This window comes from Pseudomonas sp. CFBP 13711, assembly GCF_014842265.1.
Classification (GTDB): domain Bacteria; phylum Pseudomonadota; class Gammaproteobacteria; order Pseudomonadales; family Pseudomonadaceae; genus Aquipseudomonas.
In genome coordinates this window covers 153,888-169,062 of sequence record NZ_JACYVI010000008.1, presented here as the reverse complement: position 1 = coordinate 169,062, position 15,175 = coordinate 153,888, and the positions used below count along the sequence as shown (strand labels likewise).

Here is a 15,175-nt window from a genome sequence, read left to right as displayed (position 1 = left end):
GTTTGCCCAAAGCCTCTAACGCTACATTCTGGGTAGGGTAGATAACTGGTTTGTTTTGGTCGTAGCTTTGAAAATAATTATCCAACCCCTTCAGCTACGAACTCACCAAGGCGCTCACTGGATGGTTTCTCCGCCATCTTCACGATGTTTATCGCCTCGGCCATAAATCCCTCGGGCTGTTCGTATCGAACAAAATGGCGCTAGTGCGATGACGGAGCGGCTGATGGCACAGTAGACACGATGGCTGAACTGGCTACAAGGTGGTCACTCTTCCGACATTGCTGGCTATCGCAAACTGGCACACCGCGTGCGCAAGACAAGTCTGTGGGCTATCTGTGCATAGTCCGACGCTGAGTCGGACCGGCGATCATCTCGTTTTGTTCTGTGGCCTCATCCACTTCCTGACAGCTGATCCGCAGCCGAATCCTATCGACCAGCGCATTCATCGCTTGAGCGTTGGTCAAGTAGCCTGTTTCCATACTGTTCATGCAGATCAGCCCCAATGGGCTGTCTTCGAGCCCAATCTCTCGGTAAGCCATCCAGAACAAGTCTTGGTGTTCATCGTCGCAGTGGTCCGCGTACGCCTCATTAATCCGTGGCACGTTTTGGCAGAACTGAGAGAGCGATGTCAGCGTCACCTGCTCACCACCTACCGCATCCAGGGTCACACAGTAGGCCGGACTGTCCGTGTGGGCGACAGCTCGCACCAGTCGACCAATAACGATTGCAGCGTGTGATTTAGATAAAGGAAGTCGTGCATTGATGTATGGAAGGAGCATGACCGTGCCTGCTGGGTGATGGATTAATTGAGGACGGGATGAGCTAAGCCGCCCATCCTTGAATGCGAAGTTCAGTCGAGCTGCTTCAGCCTCTGCTGCAACCAAACGCCCGGCATCGACTGCCGTAGTCCTTGGTAGCTGCCTTGCAGAGGTAACTGGCCCGATGGAAGTAATCCTCCATCTCCACATGGTCATCTTGAGAAAGGTGGTATTGAGGATTGATAGGAACATGCACCAGCCCGCCAGCGTCTTCGAAAGGAAATCTCAGTGCGCTCGCCCATGCAGATTGAAGGCGGCTGTACAGATTCTCCCTTCCTGAGTGGAAGCGCCCCGCGGTGTGGTACGCATCCTTGTTGAGCAGTAACACGAAGTGATAATGCGGTCGTCCCTCCTGACCTATCTCCCTTACCCAACACCATCGCACCCGTGTCTGATGTGCAGCGCCATTCAGGCGCCTGGAGCGTTCCCGTGCGGAGTCAATCCTGGCGGTCAAGGAATCGACAAACCTGGATACGACAGCGTTCCCTGATGAAGGTTGCAGATAGTCATCTGGAAAACGTAGGTCGAAACGTAGCGCGAACACTCTGCGGTGATCGCTCAGCGCCAACTGAGTGGTTTCATAAAGCCGCTCTAGGTATTCAGTAATGAGGGGGCCGCGAAACGTCATCACGGGCAAACCTTTAAAGGTGCTCTCGCGATGCAGGTGGAGGTTGCTGTTGCCGGAGTGACGCTTGGATAGGTGGGCCATGGGGACGATCCGCTGAGTGAGTTCATAAACTCAGTGGACTGGGTATTTATTTACGATTCGATCTGCATCCGAGATGCGGACCTTGGCTCAGCGTATGGCGCTGATCTTGTCACCCATGTAGCGCCAGCGCAGTCGGTGATGGCACCTTGCTTTTTGAGAGGGTAAGCATTCTGGGTTTTATGAGTTAACAGATGAGATAGCTAGACTGTATAAATAATACTAATACCGAAGCCTGCCACCCCACTCCCTCGCAGGAGTGGGGTGGCAAACTGCCAGAGAACACGGGAAGAATAGGACCGGTTCGATGACTTGAATACTCTGGAAATAAATCACTGCTTGGAGCCACCCAGTCAGCACCGGCACCGGCACCGACCGCATACTGGGAGCGAGCTCAATCCATCAGCTGATCACGCTGCCTTTAGCTGTGACACCGCAGTTAGAGACTCGTGTATATCACGCGCCTCAATCCTGGCCATGACCCAGCTGGTCACTTCGCTTTCAACCCAGCCAACAGCCCGGTCGCCCAACGACACGGGCTTCGGAAAGCTCCCCTCGCTGATGTATTTGTAGATCGTGGACCGACCGAGACCGGTGACGTGCTTAACGTCTTTCAGGCGAATAATCCTCATGAACTGACTCCTTTATCTGTTCAGAGGATGGGCAAGCTCTGTAAGAAAATACCTACGTGCTCTTCACCTTGCTGCCTGTCTGGGTCAGCAACCCGACTCGGGATCGATCCTTAAAAGGGATCTCAGCCTCGCAGGAAAAGGCCTGCGGTTCGGCATATGGTTCAACGTACAGATAGCCACGCCAGCTACCCGAATCATGGGGCCGAGCAAGCAAAGTGACGCTGCGACAACCACGCATCAGGGGTTGAGGCATGATGACGAAATCCATCGTATCAAACGAAATCTCAGAAGCTTGGCAAAGCAGATTTTTGATCTTTTTTGCCAATGCGTAAGCCCCATAATGTAGGTCACTTATCAATGCAGCGTATCGGTCTTCGTCGATTTTCTGCAGATGATCACCGCCCACGCTGGGCAGCAGCTTGGGGAACCGAAAGTCTTTGCGGATGAGCGCCTTCCACTCTTGAACATGAGTCCATTTACTTGAAGCGCTTTGATCCAGATCAGACCAATGCCTGGATAGCATGTCAGCAGCGTATTTTTCCAGCATGACCTGTAGCAGGTGAAAGAATGAGAGAGGCTGACTCTCAAAGAATCTAAGACGCTGTTCTTTTTCATCCCCAAAAACCGTGGGATTACGCTTGAGAATGACGATATCGCTATAGATCTGGTGCGCATGCGGCACGGACTCTGAGGGATCGGCGGACATTGCGCAGACCAGAACTGAAGTAGTACCGCCTTCGACCGATAGCTCAGGATGATTCAGGTTGAGAAAGTAGGTACTTTTCATTTTGGCGGAAAGAACCGTACTGGTTGCACCTGGCACATAAGCCCTAATAGTCCCCAGATCAATGAGACGCTGCACCCTGTGCTTCAACCCTTCCTTACTGAGGCCCGTGACCTTGCACAGCGCTGACGAGCCCAGATCTCTAACCACGCCGATACGGTCGGCATGGCACAACAGCACGCTCAACAACAGACGATTCACTGCGCTCAACTGATCGGGCTGCCTTCTGCCCCGCAGACTGGCTAACGGAGCCAAATCCTCCTTTGTCTTTTTAGATTTATCGCTTCTTACGCCAGCCTTCCGATTTTCGTGCATCAGCAGACTGTGCACAATTTCATCGTGCTGCGTCGCGGGCTGCGCGAATGCTTTATTGAGATTCTTGAGAAAGCTATCCGTCAATTGATAGCACCTCTTCGGTCGTCCCCTACCCTCAGGGATAGATGAAAAATTCAATACATCGCATGCAACCAGCGCTGCTAATACTTCTGACACTTGCGGATCAGAAATCCCGAACCGCTTCGCCAGATCTTTCACTTTTAGTCCCGTCACCGCCGTGCTTCCAAAGCACTGGACGAAACGCACCAAGAAATATTTTCCCAGCGGTTCAAGTCCTTTCACCTCACTAAACAAAGCAGCTAAAAACACCTGGAAAACCCACAGTCGAAGAATGATACGCCTTATTATATCTCAATAAAAATAGCCTGTATTTTTATCGAATCTATTACGCATAATTTATTAAATATGAATCAATTATTCATAACGAATTAAAAAATAGCAAAAACCTATCGATCGCTAGAAATCAATTATAAATTCAAAATATTACGCATAATTTTTATGATCCATTTACGCTCCTTGGCAAGCACCAAGAAGACAAGAGAGGGTCACGGAAATGCGCCAGAGATTGCGAGGGCTAACATGGCTCGACGGCCACAATTCCCGGCAGCGAGAATGGGCTCACAATTACTTGAGAGAGAGAGGGCTGATCGTCGGAAATCGTCAATTCTCAACACGTGACGAGCTTCTGGCTGTCGGCGAGACCCTGGAGGCACCCGAGCGACAGCCGAATGGGCAAAAGACCATTCAGAGAATGAGAAATGCCTGGCAGCAGGCGAAATTTAGAGCTCCGGACAAGGACCGGAAGGCATGTACCTTCAAACTCAAAACCAAGGTAAAAAAAGACCTTGCGGTGCTAGCCAAAGCTAACAACACCAATGAAACCGACATGCTAAATAGGTTGATCGCTGAGGGCGTGGCAGCCAGGACAGAGCTGGGCGAAAAGCTCAGGGACGCAAAGGAGGCAGCGCGAGAAACGAAAGAACGGCATACGAAGGAGATAGATAAGCTTAAAAGGGCGATCAAAAACTCCGATTGGCACAGTGATGATTTAATGAAGTTTTTAGAAGTCAGCGTGGAATTGCTGTGTCGAGACGAAGTCCTGCTGCAAAGCGCTTCGATTTCGACGAGGTACATTCCCGACGCTCAGCAGCGCGAGATTGAAAGGCTGCGCAAGCAAACAATGAAAGAAACCAAGAGAGCACTAGCAGGCAAGATGAACCTCCGCCCTACAGGACTCCTTGAGCTCGCCATAGCAGAGAAAATATCCGCCAGTCGCAAGAAGGAGGCGGTAACGAAAGAGGCAGCGATTGGGCGTAACCTACGCTCAACGAGAGCCCACATTCCAGCAAGCCGATAATCAATGTTCACCCGTGGGCGATAAGTCGTTCAGGCTCGAATCCTACAAGGGGCACCACGGGCGTAATCAAATCAATTGAGCCGACACGCCAACGACTAGGACATGATAGGAATAATGGTATTCCAAATAGTATTCCAAGACGAAAAACAAACTGACAATACCTATTAAAATCAAACCCTTATTAAATTGGTTCAGATTACCCCGGCCCACCAAACACGCAATACAAATCAAGCACTTAGCGTTTATCGCAAGTGCTTTTTTTTGTGCCTGAATGGGCGGTTTGGTCTGCTCCCGGTGTGACATCGGGCAGTAATGAGCGTGCAAGACCACGCTCATCGACTCATTAGTGAGGAACTGCGCCCTCCCTGTGAGACTTTGCTGTCTGACGCACCGTGTGTTGAAACACTGGCTGATTGCCGGTATTTATCAGATCTATAGCAGCACAGGGAGTAGAGGCGTGGATTATGGATCGGGCATTTTTGCGGTAGTAAGCATCTCGCTGACCTTGCTGATCAGACTCCTGTTCAGTCTGCGCAGTACCAAGCAATGGGAGTCTGACGTCAGTGCAGACTTCGAGGCGGCGCTTAGCGGTATGGGCATCAGTAGCCATACCTTTCTCGTGGATCGAACAGTCGTCCCAAGCTATGACGCATCGGGAGGTGTCTACCGGATTCTGCTCGATCAGGAAGGTCGGTACTTTCTGTACATGTCGGCGGATGGCACTACAGGATTGATCACATCGCTCTCCAAAGAGCGCGCACTGATAGCCGCCAAGATGAACGGATACCAGACAGAGAGCTAATCAAGTCACCAGCGTGGCTGGAGGCCCGGGCGATGCCCGCCAGGATCAGCGCCGTAAAGTGTGTGTTAGCCGACATCAAGCATGGCTCCAGAACAGCTTTCAGGCATCCGATGAGAAGCGAACGGCATCGGGCGCGGGCTCAGCGCTGACTTCGCTTTGTCGTCCCAAGAACAGAAAGACCACGGCGGCTGTGACTAGCGTGAACATCGCCAGCAGTTGCAACAACGTGCTGAACCCTGCGGTATAAGCCGAGCGCAACAGTGTCATCGAAATTTGGCTGGCCTCGGTACTCGCGTGCTGGATATCACCCATGACCAGGCGCTGCGCGATAGTTGAATAATCAACAGGGGACAGTTTGACCGAGTCACTGATGCTCAGATGGTGAGCGACCAGCGCCGTCAGCACAGCAACCGTGATTGCCAGGGCGACCCCTTCGCTGGCCACCCGTGTTGTGTTGAAGATGCCAGCGGCCATCCCTGCCCGCTCTTTTGGAATCACGCTGATCGACAAACCATCCATCAGGCCCCAGGGCAGGCCTGTACCAATGCCGGTCAGCAGCATGGCTGCGATAATCTGCGCGTGTCCACCGACCGGGATCGTGCTCAGCCAGTACAGACCGGCCGCTGCGATCACGAAGCCGATGGCGCAGAGCACGCCCGCCGATAACCAGCGAGTCAGCGATGCGGCAATGATCGGGACAATCAGCATCGGAGCGGAGAGTGCCAGCATCATCAGCCCCGCTTCAAAGGCACTGGCTCCTTCCACGCCGACAAAGCGCGGAAACAGAAACAGTCGCAGTTCCAGCATGGGCTGTTTCGCCCGATTTTCAACAGTGATGAACAGCAGTAGAAACACCACCGACGCACCCAGTAGCACATGGATAACCGGTGAGTTCCAGCCTTGCTCAGGTGCCAGAATCACCGCAGTGGTAAACATAATCAGCAGGCCGGAGAACGTCATCACGCCAGGCGTGTCCAGACGTCGTGCGTGCGGGTCGCGGCTCTCGCGCATTTTCGGCACGGCAAATATCAAAGAAAGGATGGCAATCAGGGCGGTGCAAAGAAAAATGGCGCGCCAGCCCATGTACTCGATCAACAATCCCGATAACAAAGGACCGAAGGCCAGGCCAACCCCGAAAGTGGTGCCCAGAAGACTGAAAGCACGTGTCCTGGCATGTCCATCGAACTCTTGCGCAAGTGCCGCTGACCCGCTGACCCGCTGGCCAGGGCCGCTGCCGCAGCAATGCCCTGCACACCCCGCAACAGGTCCAGCCAGATAATATTGGGGACCGCTGCCAGCAGGACTGACACCAGCGCGAACAACGCCATGCCGCACATGAATAACCGCTTGCGTCCGTAAAGGTCGGCAAGGGTGCCGGCCGCCATCAGCAGGCTGCCGAAGCTGAGCATGAAGGCATTAGTGATCCAGGCCAACTCCATGGGATGGGCATTAAACGTTTGACCAATGAATGGGGTGGCCACTGCCCCGCCGGTAAAACTCATGGGCAACACCAGGGCTGCCAGGCAAATTGCAGCCAGGATGGAATGCCGGCCATGGGCCGGGTGCAGTTGGGTGTCTGGGTTCATTAAGTCATTCCCTGCATGTCGTAAGGTATCCGTGCTGCCCTGGCCAAGGCGCGTGAACGTTTGCACACTCTAGTTAGGATACAATCGAAGATAAACGGGCTTTTATTCCACTTATAGCGAACCAAAAGGATGTAATCGATTTGTGGACAGTCTTAGTGGTGTGCCCTCATTCGTGAAAACTGCGGAGGCGCTCAGCTTCATCAGCGCCGCCAGAGCATTAGGGATATCTGCTTCGGCAGTGGGCAAAAACGTCGCAAAACTCGAAGCATCGTTGAATGTGCGTCTATTGCACCGCAGCACCCGCAAAGTCAGCCTGACGGCGGAGGGACAGTTGTTTTATGAACGCTGCCGAAAGATCCTCGACGATCTTCAAGATGCCCGGGCGATGCTTTCCCATGCCACACAGGAGCCCCGTGGAAAGTTGCGCGTGAGCTTGCCCACCATCGGTTATCGCTTTCTCTTGCCTCATATGACGCGGTTCCGCAAAACCTATCCGGAGATTGAGCTGGAACTGGACTTCAACGACCAGTTGGTCGATGTGATCGATGAAGGCTTTGACGTGGTGATTCGCAGCGGCGGCCAGGCCGACTCCAAGTTGATGGCGCGAAAACTGGGGCCTTTCAAGTTCGTCCTGTGCGCATCGCCTGACTATCTGCAGCGTAAGGGACGACCCGTCACTATCAGTGACCTCGAACATCACGAGTGCCTGCGTTACCGATTTGTCACGACGGGTAAAATAATGGACTGGAATATGTCTTCGGACCCACAGTTCACGCAGTTGCGCCTGCCAACCGCCCTGACATTGAACAATATGGAAGCCATGCTGATGGCGGTGGTGGATGGGCACGGTATCGCATTTGTCCCGGACTTCCTGGCGCGCGAAGCTGTCGCTCAAAGGCGGCTGGAAACGGTGCTCGACGGCCACAGCGAAGACCAAGGGCAGTTCTGGGCGCTATGGCCCTCAAGCCGCCATCTTTCACCGAAAATCCGCGTCTTCGTGGACTTCGCTGCCGAGCATCTATTTGCTGTTTCACAGGTAGGCATCGAATCCTTTAACACCTGAGAACCCACGACGACCTGCAAGCACAGCGTCTCAGCATCTCGCCAACATTCAGCATTAAAAAGCCCCGCTTAAGTCAGCAGGGCTTCTGGATTCAGCGCGAGTCGGTCAGACCCCGCCCTTCCCCGGCAGCGGCTCGTCATTACCGCGGCGAGTGGTTGGCTCTTCAGTCACCGGATCGTTCTCGGTCCGCGCGGGTTCGGTCGGGTCTACCTGCGGATCGGAAACATCGGGCGACTCTTCATTGAAGCCAAGCTCTTTGTCCGGATCCGTGTGCGTGGAGGTCCCTGTAAGCGAAGTGTCGTTAGCCATGATTCAATCTCCTCGTTTACGTGCGAGTTATCCGCACCATGACCATCAGAATCCCCTGAGCCCGCCAAGTGCCCCGGATTAGACGGGCGGTTTCGTTCGCGGCGCCTCAGGTTGAAAGCGGATCTCATCACGCCCCACTTCTGTCGCCGCTGCTCAACGCAAGCGCTGCACCACGACTGCGACAAATGAACGCCCCTCTCAACCCGGGCCTGCGTTGTGACAACGTTTACAACGGCGTAGAATCCGCAACATCTCGTCGCATCTCCCCATACTCATAATATTCAGCTGACCGCATGCACCGCCCAGGCAAACGCCTCGAGCGGTCTTCCTGCTTGTCGGCGTTTTTGTTGGGGACGCGGCCAACCGAATTCTTCAGGAGGGCATTCGTTTTAATGAATACCACTAACGCACACACCGGAAGTTGGCTAAGCGTCATCGCGCTGGCCCTGGCGGCCTTCATTTTCAACACCACCGAATTCGTGCCGGTGGGTTTGTTGAGTGCCATCGGCCACAGCTTCGACATGACCACCGCGCAGGTTGGCCTGATGCTAACGGTGTACGCGTGGATCGTGTCCCTGACCTCGCTGCCGATGATGCTGCTGACCCGCAACATCGAGCGGCGCAAGTTGCTGTTGTTTGTGTTTCTGACGTTCATCGCCGCTCATGTGATGTCGAGCCTGTCGTCGAGCTTCGGCATGCTGCTGGTCAGTCGCGTCGGTATCGCAGTGGCCCACGCTGTGTTCTGGTCGGTCACCGCATCGCTGGCTGTGCGAGTGGCGCCGGAAGGCAAGCAGGTTCAGGCCCTCGGCCTCCTTGCAACTGGCACCGCCCTGGCGATGGTGCTCGGCATTCCGCTGGGGCGCATGCTGGGCGAAGCGCTGGGGTGGCGCGCAACGTTCCTGGCGATTGCCATTGCCTCGGGCCTTACGGTTCTGGTGCTGATGAAATCGCTTCCGCTGCTGCCGAGCCAGAACTCGGGTTCGTTGCGCAGCCTGCCAATGCTGTTCAAGCGCCCGGCCTTGATGTCGCTTTATCTGTTGACCGCTCTGGTGGTCACGGCGCAGTTCACGGCCTACAGCTACATCGAACCGTTCGCACAGATCGTGGCGAAGATGAATGGCGACATGACCACCGTGATCCTGTTGCTATTCGGCGGTGCCGGGATCGTGGGGTCGGTGATCTTCAGCCGTTACAACAACCGTTACCCGCGCGGCCTGCTGATCACCGCGATCGGCGCGCTGGCGGCGTGTCTGATTCTGCTGCTGCCGCTGTCTGGCAATGCCTCGTCAATGGGTACGTTGAGCGTGGTCTGGGGCATGGCGATCATGTGCTTTGGTCTGGTGATGCAGTCCAAGGTGCTGGCGATGGCGCCGGATGCCACGGACGTGGCAATGGCACTGCATTCGGGCATCTACAACATTGGGATCGGCGGCGGCGCACTGCTGGGCAGTGTGGTCATCAGCCAGCTCGGCGTGGCCAACATCGGCCTGGTGGGCGGGATGGTCGCGATCAGTGGCTTGCTGCTGGCGTGCCTGGCGACGCATCGGTATGGCGAAACCATCCGGGCGTAGTGACAAACCGCAGGATTAAAGCAGCAGACACACTTGAGTGCGTTTGCTGCGTCCACCGCGCTCCCCTCCATCATTCCCATCGATAACCAACATTCCCGCGAATGCCTTCCGCTCAAAGCTCATGGGCGTACCATCGCCCTCACACCCAAACACGAACCGAGGGCAGGAAAAATGATCGTTCATCTCCTTACTTGCTTGACGCTCGCAGCGCTCACCAGCTACGTCGTCGCCCTCAAACTCTTCGATCTGGGATCGGTCGTCATGACCGCGGACGAAGAGGATCATCGTGTTGTGGCACAGGCCAACTAAGGCCAAGTAGCTGACACTTATCAGCACCTTTCACGCTTTCAACTTTCTGTTAGATGCGGAGCAATCGACATGACCCGAGACGTCACTTTGCACGTTAGCTTTCCCAAGTTCGGGAAGAACTATTACTCACAACATGTCATCGCCCTCAAGAACAGCCACGGTCTCGTTGAGGACAATCGCTTCGGCGGCTTCATGATGCCTTCGGCCGAGAACCACTTCAGCAATGAGGTGGTGGGCTTCAACGATCAGTTCCGGTTTTTGACTGACGTACTGGCCATGCACTTGCTGGAAGTTGAACAGGCCCGACCTGCACGCCAAGCTCGACAGTCAGCTCAGTCGCGCAGCTTGTAAATAGAGTTTTTTGCACATTGCCACCCCTGCAGCCAGGTAACCCCGACCTTGGCGACACGGGTGGCTTTTCTTTTTGGGCATCTGCCTGATCCCTGCCGCGGACGCCAATCGGAGCTTATGTCGGCAATCGATAGTCGCGTTTGCTTCGGCACCCACTGGCGGAAATCCGGAATCTGAGGTCTGATGCGGAAAGCTCGTACAGATAACGAGCCACACACTTACCTCTGCGGAAGCCAACATGAAACACGCCCTGCTCGCCGGCTTGCTCCTGACTGCCTGTGCCCTGCCCTTCGCGGCAACTGCCAACGACGACAACAATCAGTGCCAGATGAACCTGAGCAAGGTTCGTGACGCGAAAGTCGCCAACCCCAATCTCAGCGACGCGGTCAAAAGCGATATCGACACCACCGTGCACCGCGCCGAAGCAGCCTTGGCGCGGCACAACGACGATGGCGGGCGTGAGTGTGTGGCGCTAACGCAGCAAGCGCTGCAAAAGGCGCAGAGCAACTGAGCCGGAGGTGCGCCAGCCGGCCCACCTCCTTCAGCGCTGAAGCTATTTCAACACCAGCATTCGATAAACCCCCGCTTCGCTTTCAATCCCGTGGGTGTCATGGGTGAAGCCGGGGAACGACCGATCGAAGCTTTCCAGCGCCCGAAGATAGGCCAGCAACGGCCCGTCCGCAGGCCCTGCGTTTTCCCCAGGCATCAGCAGCGGGATGCCTGGCGGATAAGGCACGATGCCCGTCGCGGCAATACGCCCGGCGGCCTCCTCCAAAGTGACCTGCTCCACCTCGTTCTTGACCAATTTCTCGTACGCTTCCACCGGGCTGAATTCCGCCTTGGGTAACGTGCCGAACGCCTTCGACATGGCCGCCGTGGTCTTGGTCTCTTTCATCGCGGCAAAGATGTCTTCCGCCAGATCCTTCAGCCCCATGCCGGCATAGCGCTGCTGATTCGCGGCCAGCAACTCGGGCAGGCAAAGCTCCAGTTCCAGGTTGTTGTCGTAGTCGCGTTTGAAGTCGAGCAACGCGTTTACCAGCGTGCCCCACTTGCCCTTGGTGATGCCGATGGAGAACAGGAAAAGGATGGTGAAGTCCGTAGTCTTCTCGACGACGATGCCCTGATGACCCAAATAAGCGCTGAGCACGCAGGCCGGAATGCCGAAGTCCATCAGGTTGCCGTCATCGCCCATGCCCGGGCTGAGGATGGACACCTTGATCGGGTCGAGCATGCAGTAGCCGTCTTCGATGTCGCCGAAGCCGTGCCATACCTCGTTGGGGTGAAGGACCCAGCAATTCGGATCGGTCTTGAGCCGCACCGGATCGACTTCGTGAAACGGAATCGCCGTAGCCCCGACCTGCACTGAGGGCGGCTGCCAGCAGGAAAAAAACCAGTCGTCCTGGCTCAGCATGTCGGTTTGCATGCGTGAAATAACCTGACGGAACGCCACCGCTTCTTCGATGGATTCGTTGGTCAGAATCTGTCCACTTGGCGCTTCCATCATCGCCGAGCTGACATCGCAGGACGCCATGATCGCGTAATTGGGCGAGGTCGACGCGTGCATCATGTAGGACTCGTTGAACCGCCCGTGGGGAATCGGGTTGCGGCCGTTACGGACATGAATCATCGACGCCTGAGACAGCGCCGCGAGCAGCTTGTGGGTCGACTGCGTGGCGAACACGGTGGGCTTGGACGGATCGTGATCCTCCGGGCGGCCGTGCATGGCGAAGCGGTCCTTGTACAGCGGGTTGAACCGCGCATAGCCGTACCAGGCTTCGTCAAAATGCAGCCGGTCAACGCTCTGCCCCAGCAGCTCTTCGACGCGGGTGACGTTATAGGTCAGGCCGTCGTACGTGGAGTTGGTGACGATGGCATGCACCGGCGTCGGGTCGATGTGGCTTTTGACCAGCGGGTTGCTGGCGATGGCGGCTTTGACGCTCTCGGCGCTCAAGGTCCGCGGCAGGATCGGGCCGATGATGCCGAAGCGGTTGCGCGTCGGAACCAGGTAGGTCGGGATCGCACCGGACAGCGTCATCGCGTGCTCGGCGGACTTGTGACAGTTGCGGTCGCACAAGGCGATCTGGTCGCGGGTCACGCTGGCCATCAGGATCACGCGATTGGACATTGAGGAGCCGTTGGTCACGTAGTACGTGCGGTGGGCGCCGAACACCTTTGCCGCATAACGCTCGCCTTGGCCGATCGGGCCGCTGTGGTCGAGCAACGAGCCCAGTTCGCCGACGGAAATCGACAGGTCCGAGCGCAGCAGGTTCTCGCCGAAAAACTCGTAAAACGCGCGGCCTGCGGTGCTCTTCAGAAACGCCGTGCCGCCAGCGTGGCCCGGGGTGTGCCAGGAATATTCGTAGCTGCGGGCGAACTTCAGCAGCGCGCCGAACATCGGTGGCAACACCGCCTGACGATAGCGTTCGATGGCCGCCATGATGCGTCCGCTGAGGAAGCGGCTGGTGTCTTCGGGCAGCCAGATGAAGTCATCGGCGTGCTGCATGACGATCAACGGCACACTCGACGCCGTGCTGCGATCGCTGATCAGAAACACCGGCACACGGGTGTTGCGCTCACGCAAGGTGGTGAGCAGATCGATGCATTCCTTGTGGTCGTCGCTGCTGTCCATTTCCCAACTGAGCAACACACACTGGATCGCCGGATCGGAGCTGAGGATCGACTTCGCATCGCTCAGGCTTTCGGAGGTCAGCACGCTGATGGCGCGGTCTTCCACGTCGCTGATCAACTGGATCAGGGCCCGGCCGAACACGCTGCGTTTGTCGGGCTGGCTGCTGACCAGCAGCGCCAGCATGCCCAGCAAGTGTCTGTTGTCGCTCATGGTCGAGTCTCCAGGTTGGCCATCTTCAGGTTATTGACGGGGATCGGCTCGCCGACGATGTGCTGCGCCGCGACGGTCTGGGTGGGTACGCTGTTGTTCAGCGCTTCGAGCCGGATCAGGCGGGTGTTGACGTAACCGAACAGGGTGTAGCCGACGATGGTCGCCACCCCGCCAAGCATCAACGCTTCGGCGCCGGAGCTGTACAGCGCCAGATAGCTGTACGCGGTCGCGATGCCGGCCACGATGTTTGTGATGAGGGCTTTTTGCGGCGGCACGTTGGAGACCTTTTGCAGGGTCATCAGCGTCGCCATCGACAGGATGTACGGCACCAGATTGGTGACCACTGCAAGATTGACCAGGGTGTCGAATTGCTTGGCCAGGTCGGGGCTGATGGTCAACAGCGCCAGAGCGGTCTGGATCGCCAGCAGGATCAACATGCTGATGATCGGCACTCCGTACTTGTTGGCTTTGGCGAAGATCGGCAGGAAGTATCCGGTGTCCGCCGAGCTTTTGAACACCTGTGCCACCGTGAACTGCCAGCCCAAGAGCGAGCCGATGCACGCGAGGACCATGAGCCCCATGATGATGTCGCCGACCATGGGGTTAAACATCTTGGCGAACACCAGCCCGAACGGCGCGGTTGAAGAAACCAGTTCCGCGTTGTCGACGATGCCGGCGATGACGTTGGTCGACACGATGTAGATCACCGCTGCGCCGAGGGTCCCACCGAGCACTGCGATGGGCACGTTCTTCTCGGGGTTTTCCACTGCATCACCGTTGGCGCACGCCGACTCCAGACCGAGGAACGCCCACAAGGTAATCGCCACCGAAGCGCCCGCGGCCTCGTACCAGGTCTTGTCGTGGGGGTTCCATCCTGCCGCATAGGTGCTGCTCTCAAACCAGAACCAGCCAATGGTCGAAACCAGCACGACGGGCGCAATAACGCCCCATACGGTTACTGCGCCAATCTTGCCGGTAATACTCGCGCCGCCGAAGTTGGCGAACGTGGTGATCCATAACAGCGCGATGGTGGCGAGACCGACTTCAAGCGAACCCAACTTGATATCGAACAGCGTCTGAATATATCCAACTGCGGTGATACTGATGGCCACGTTGGCAATCAACAAAGACAAACCGTAGGTGTAGTTGGTGATGTAGTTACCCGACTTGCCGAACGTATATTCCGCGTAACCGCCCATGCCGCCGGTCTTGCGACTGAGCATGCCGCACCGCGCGAAAGCGTAGGCCAGAGCCAGCGACCCGGTGGCCGTGATTAGCCACGAAAGAATGGAAATGCCGCCGACCTCGGCGAGTTTGGTGGGCAACAACACAATGCCGGATCCCAGCATGTTGACCGCAGTCAACATCGTGAGCTGACCCACGCTCATTTTCTTAGCGACTGACATTCCGTTGCCCTATTTGGAAGAAGTGAGAGGGTTTAGCTATAGCAAAGGATTCTTGTTAATCAAGAAACAGCCGGCCGCTAGTTGCTGGCGACAAGCCATCTTTGCTTGGGCTAGTTATGGTTTTGGAAGGTTGAATAACGTTGGAAAGAACTGTTAGTTCAGAGGGATGGCGGCGTCTGACCGGAGGCAAAAGAGGATAGCGTCAGAAACAAGAGGGGCATTGATCTATATCAATCGGATGACGAATAACATCTAGGTCATGAATATCATTTTTCATGATCAGGGATTGAATGGCCTCACTTTGCA

General features: G+C 56.0%; 14 protein-coding genes and 1 pseudogene. 7 read left to right on the top strand and 8 right to left on the bottom strand.

What is annotated here, in order from left to right; genetic code table 11:
• Positions 1 to 329: 329 nt before the first annotated feature.
• From IFT47_RS16570 to IFT47_RS16555, 4 genes are all read right to left on the bottom strand, one after another.
• Positions 330 to 779, bottom strand: a complete 450-nt coding sequence (locus IFT47_RS16570) for a hypothetical protein (RefSeq protein WP_192173342.1) — start codon at positions 777 to 779, stop codon at positions 330 to 332.
• An 85-nt stretch (positions 780 to 864) separates the two neighbouring features.
• Positions 865 to 1,527, bottom strand: a complete 663-nt coding sequence (locus IFT47_RS16565; RefSeq protein WP_192173343.1) for an inovirus Gp2 family protein — start codon at positions 1,525 to 1,527, stop codon at positions 865 to 867.
• A gap of 407 nt (positions 1,528 to 1,934) precedes the next feature.
• Positions 1,935 to 2,156 carry a helix-turn-helix transcriptional regulator gene (locus tag IFT47_RS16560; protein ID WP_192173344.1) on the bottom strand — a complete coding sequence of 74 codons (222 nt, stop codon included), beginning with the start codon at positions 2,154 to 2,156 and terminating at the stop codon, positions 1,935 to 1,937.
• A 52-nt stretch (positions 2,157 to 2,208) separates the two neighbouring features.
• Positions 2,209 to 3,585 (bottom strand): hypothetical protein, encoded by a 1,377-nt coding sequence (locus tag IFT47_RS16555; protein ID WP_192173345.1) that lies wholly within the window; start codon positions 3,583 to 3,585, stop codon positions 2,209 to 2,211.
• A gap of 244 nt (positions 3,586 to 3,829) precedes the next feature.
• On the opposite strand from IFT47_RS16555, the gene IFT47_RS16550 reads away from it, so the two are divergent.
• A complete protein-coding gene (locus IFT47_RS16550) occupies positions 3,830 to 4,633 on the top strand; it encodes a hypothetical protein (RefSeq protein WP_192173346.1) in 804 nt (267 codons plus the stop codon).
• Positions 4,634 to 5,090: 457 nt separating this feature from the next.
• Entirely contained in the window at positions 5,091 to 5,435 is a 345-nt protein-coding gene (locus tag IFT47_RS16545) for a hypothetical protein (protein WP_192173347.1), read from the top strand.
• Positions 5,436 to 5,534: 99 nt separating this feature from the next.
• Here the strand turns inward: IFT47_RS16545 and IFT47_RS16540 are convergent.
• A pseudogene (locus IFT47_RS16540) lies at positions 5,535 to 7,021 on the bottom strand (MFS transporter).
• Between the two features lie 142 nt (positions 7,022 to 7,163).
• Between IFT47_RS16540 and IFT47_RS16535 the strand changes: the two are divergent.
• Positions 7,164 to 8,084: a LysR substrate-binding domain-containing protein gene (locus IFT47_RS16535; RefSeq protein WP_192173348.1), complete on the top strand. Its 921-nt coding sequence runs from the start codon at positions 7,164 to 7,166 to the stop codon at positions 8,082 to 8,084.
• A gap of 105 nt (positions 8,085 to 8,189) precedes the next feature.
• On the opposite strand, the gene IFT47_RS16530 is transcribed toward IFT47_RS16535, so the two are convergent.
• A complete protein-coding gene (locus IFT47_RS16530; RefSeq protein ID WP_192173349.1) occupies positions 8,190 to 8,393 on the bottom strand; it encodes a DUF6021 family protein in 204 nt (67 codons plus the stop codon).
• A gap of 392 nt (positions 8,394 to 8,785) precedes the next feature.
• Here IFT47_RS16530 and IFT47_RS16525 point away from each other — a divergent pair, with 392 nt between their 5' ends.
• The 4 genes from IFT47_RS16525 to IFT47_RS16510 all read left to right on the top strand — a co-directional run bounded on the left by IFT47_RS16525 (position 8,786) and on the right by IFT47_RS16510 (position 11,135).
• On the top strand, positions 8,786 to 9,964 hold the full coding sequence (locus IFT47_RS16525) for a sugar transporter (protein WP_192173350.1): 1,179 nt from the start codon (positions 8,786 to 8,788) through the stop codon (positions 9,962 to 9,964).
• Between the two features lie 33 nt (positions 9,965 to 9,997).
• Positions 9,998 to 10,273 (top strand): hypothetical protein, encoded by a 276-nt coding sequence (locus IFT47_RS16520; RefSeq protein WP_192173351.1) that lies wholly within the window; start codon positions 9,998 to 10,000, stop codon positions 10,271 to 10,273.
• A gap of 69 nt (positions 10,274 to 10,342) precedes the next feature.
• Positions 10,343 to 10,624: a hypothetical protein gene (locus tag IFT47_RS16515; protein WP_192173352.1), complete on the top strand. Its 282-nt coding sequence runs from the start codon at positions 10,343 to 10,345 to the stop codon at positions 10,622 to 10,624.
• A 238-nt stretch (positions 10,625 to 10,862) separates the two neighbouring features.
• Complete coding sequence (locus IFT47_RS16510; protein ID WP_192173353.1) at positions 10,863 to 11,135, top strand: hypothetical protein; 273 nt, start codon at positions 10,863 to 10,865, stop codon at positions 11,133 to 11,135.
• Between the two features lie 42 nt (positions 11,136 to 11,177).
• Here the strand turns inward: IFT47_RS16510 and IFT47_RS16505 are convergent, their stop codons facing one another.
• Together IFT47_RS16505 and potE are read right to left on the bottom strand one after the other, a co-directional pair.
• The gene (locus IFT47_RS16505) at positions 11,178 to 13,463 is read right to left on the bottom strand and encodes an Orn/Lys/Arg family decarboxylase (protein ID WP_192173354.1); all 2,286 of its coding nucleotides are present in this window, start codon (positions 13,461 to 13,463) and stop codon (positions 11,178 to 11,180) included.
• On the bottom strand, positions 13,460 to 14,869 hold the full coding sequence (gene potE, locus IFT47_RS16500; protein WP_192173355.1) for a putrescine-ornithine antiporter: 1,410 nt from the start codon (positions 14,867 to 14,869) through the stop codon (positions 13,460 to 13,462). The genes IFT47_RS16505 and potE overlap by 4 nt, the downstream gene beginning before the upstream one ends.
• Between the last annotated feature and the right edge of the window lie 306 nt (positions 14,870 to 15,175).

What these genes read in the sequence shown, in the direction of transcription:
- IFT47_RS16570 (WP_192173342.1), bottom strand. Translation starts at nt 779, where the DNA reads ATGCTCCTTCCATACATCAATGCACGACTTCCTTTATCTAAATCACAC.
- IFT47_RS16565 (WP_192173343.1), bottom strand. Translation starts at nt 1,527, where the DNA reads ATGGCCCACCTATCCAAGCGTCACTCCGGCAACAGCAACCTCCACCTG.
- IFT47_RS16560 (WP_192173344.1), bottom strand. Translation starts at nt 2,156, where the DNA reads ATGAGGATTATTCGCCTGAAAGACGTTAAGCACGTCACCGGTCTCGGT.
- IFT47_RS16550 (WP_192173346.1), top strand. Translation starts at nt 3,830, where the DNA reads ATGCGCCAGAGATTGCGAGGGCTAACATGGCTCGACGGCCACAATTCC.
- IFT47_RS16530 (WP_192173349.1), bottom strand. Translation starts at nt 8,393, where the DNA reads ATGGCTAACGACACTTCGCTTACAGGGACCTCCACGCACACGGATCCG.
- IFT47_RS16525 (WP_192173350.1), top strand. Translation starts at nt 8,786, where the DNA reads ATGAATACCACTAACGCACACACCGGAAGTTGGCTAAGCGTCATCGCG.
- IFT47_RS16515 (WP_192173352.1), top strand. Translation starts at nt 10,343, where the DNA reads ATGACCCGAGACGTCACTTTGCACGTTAGCTTTCCCAAGTTCGGGAAG.
- IFT47_RS16510 (WP_192173353.1), top strand. Translation starts at nt 10,863, where the DNA reads ATGAAACACGCCCTGCTCGCCGGCTTGCTCCTGACTGCCTGTGCCCTG.
- IFT47_RS16505 (WP_192173354.1), bottom strand. Translation starts at nt 13,463, where the DNA reads ATGAGCGACAACAGACACTTGCTGGGCATGCTGGCGCTGCTGGTCAGC.
- potE (WP_192173355.1), bottom strand. Translation starts at nt 14,869, where the DNA reads ATGTCAGTCGCTAAGAAAATGAGCGTGGGTCAGCTCACGATGTTGACT.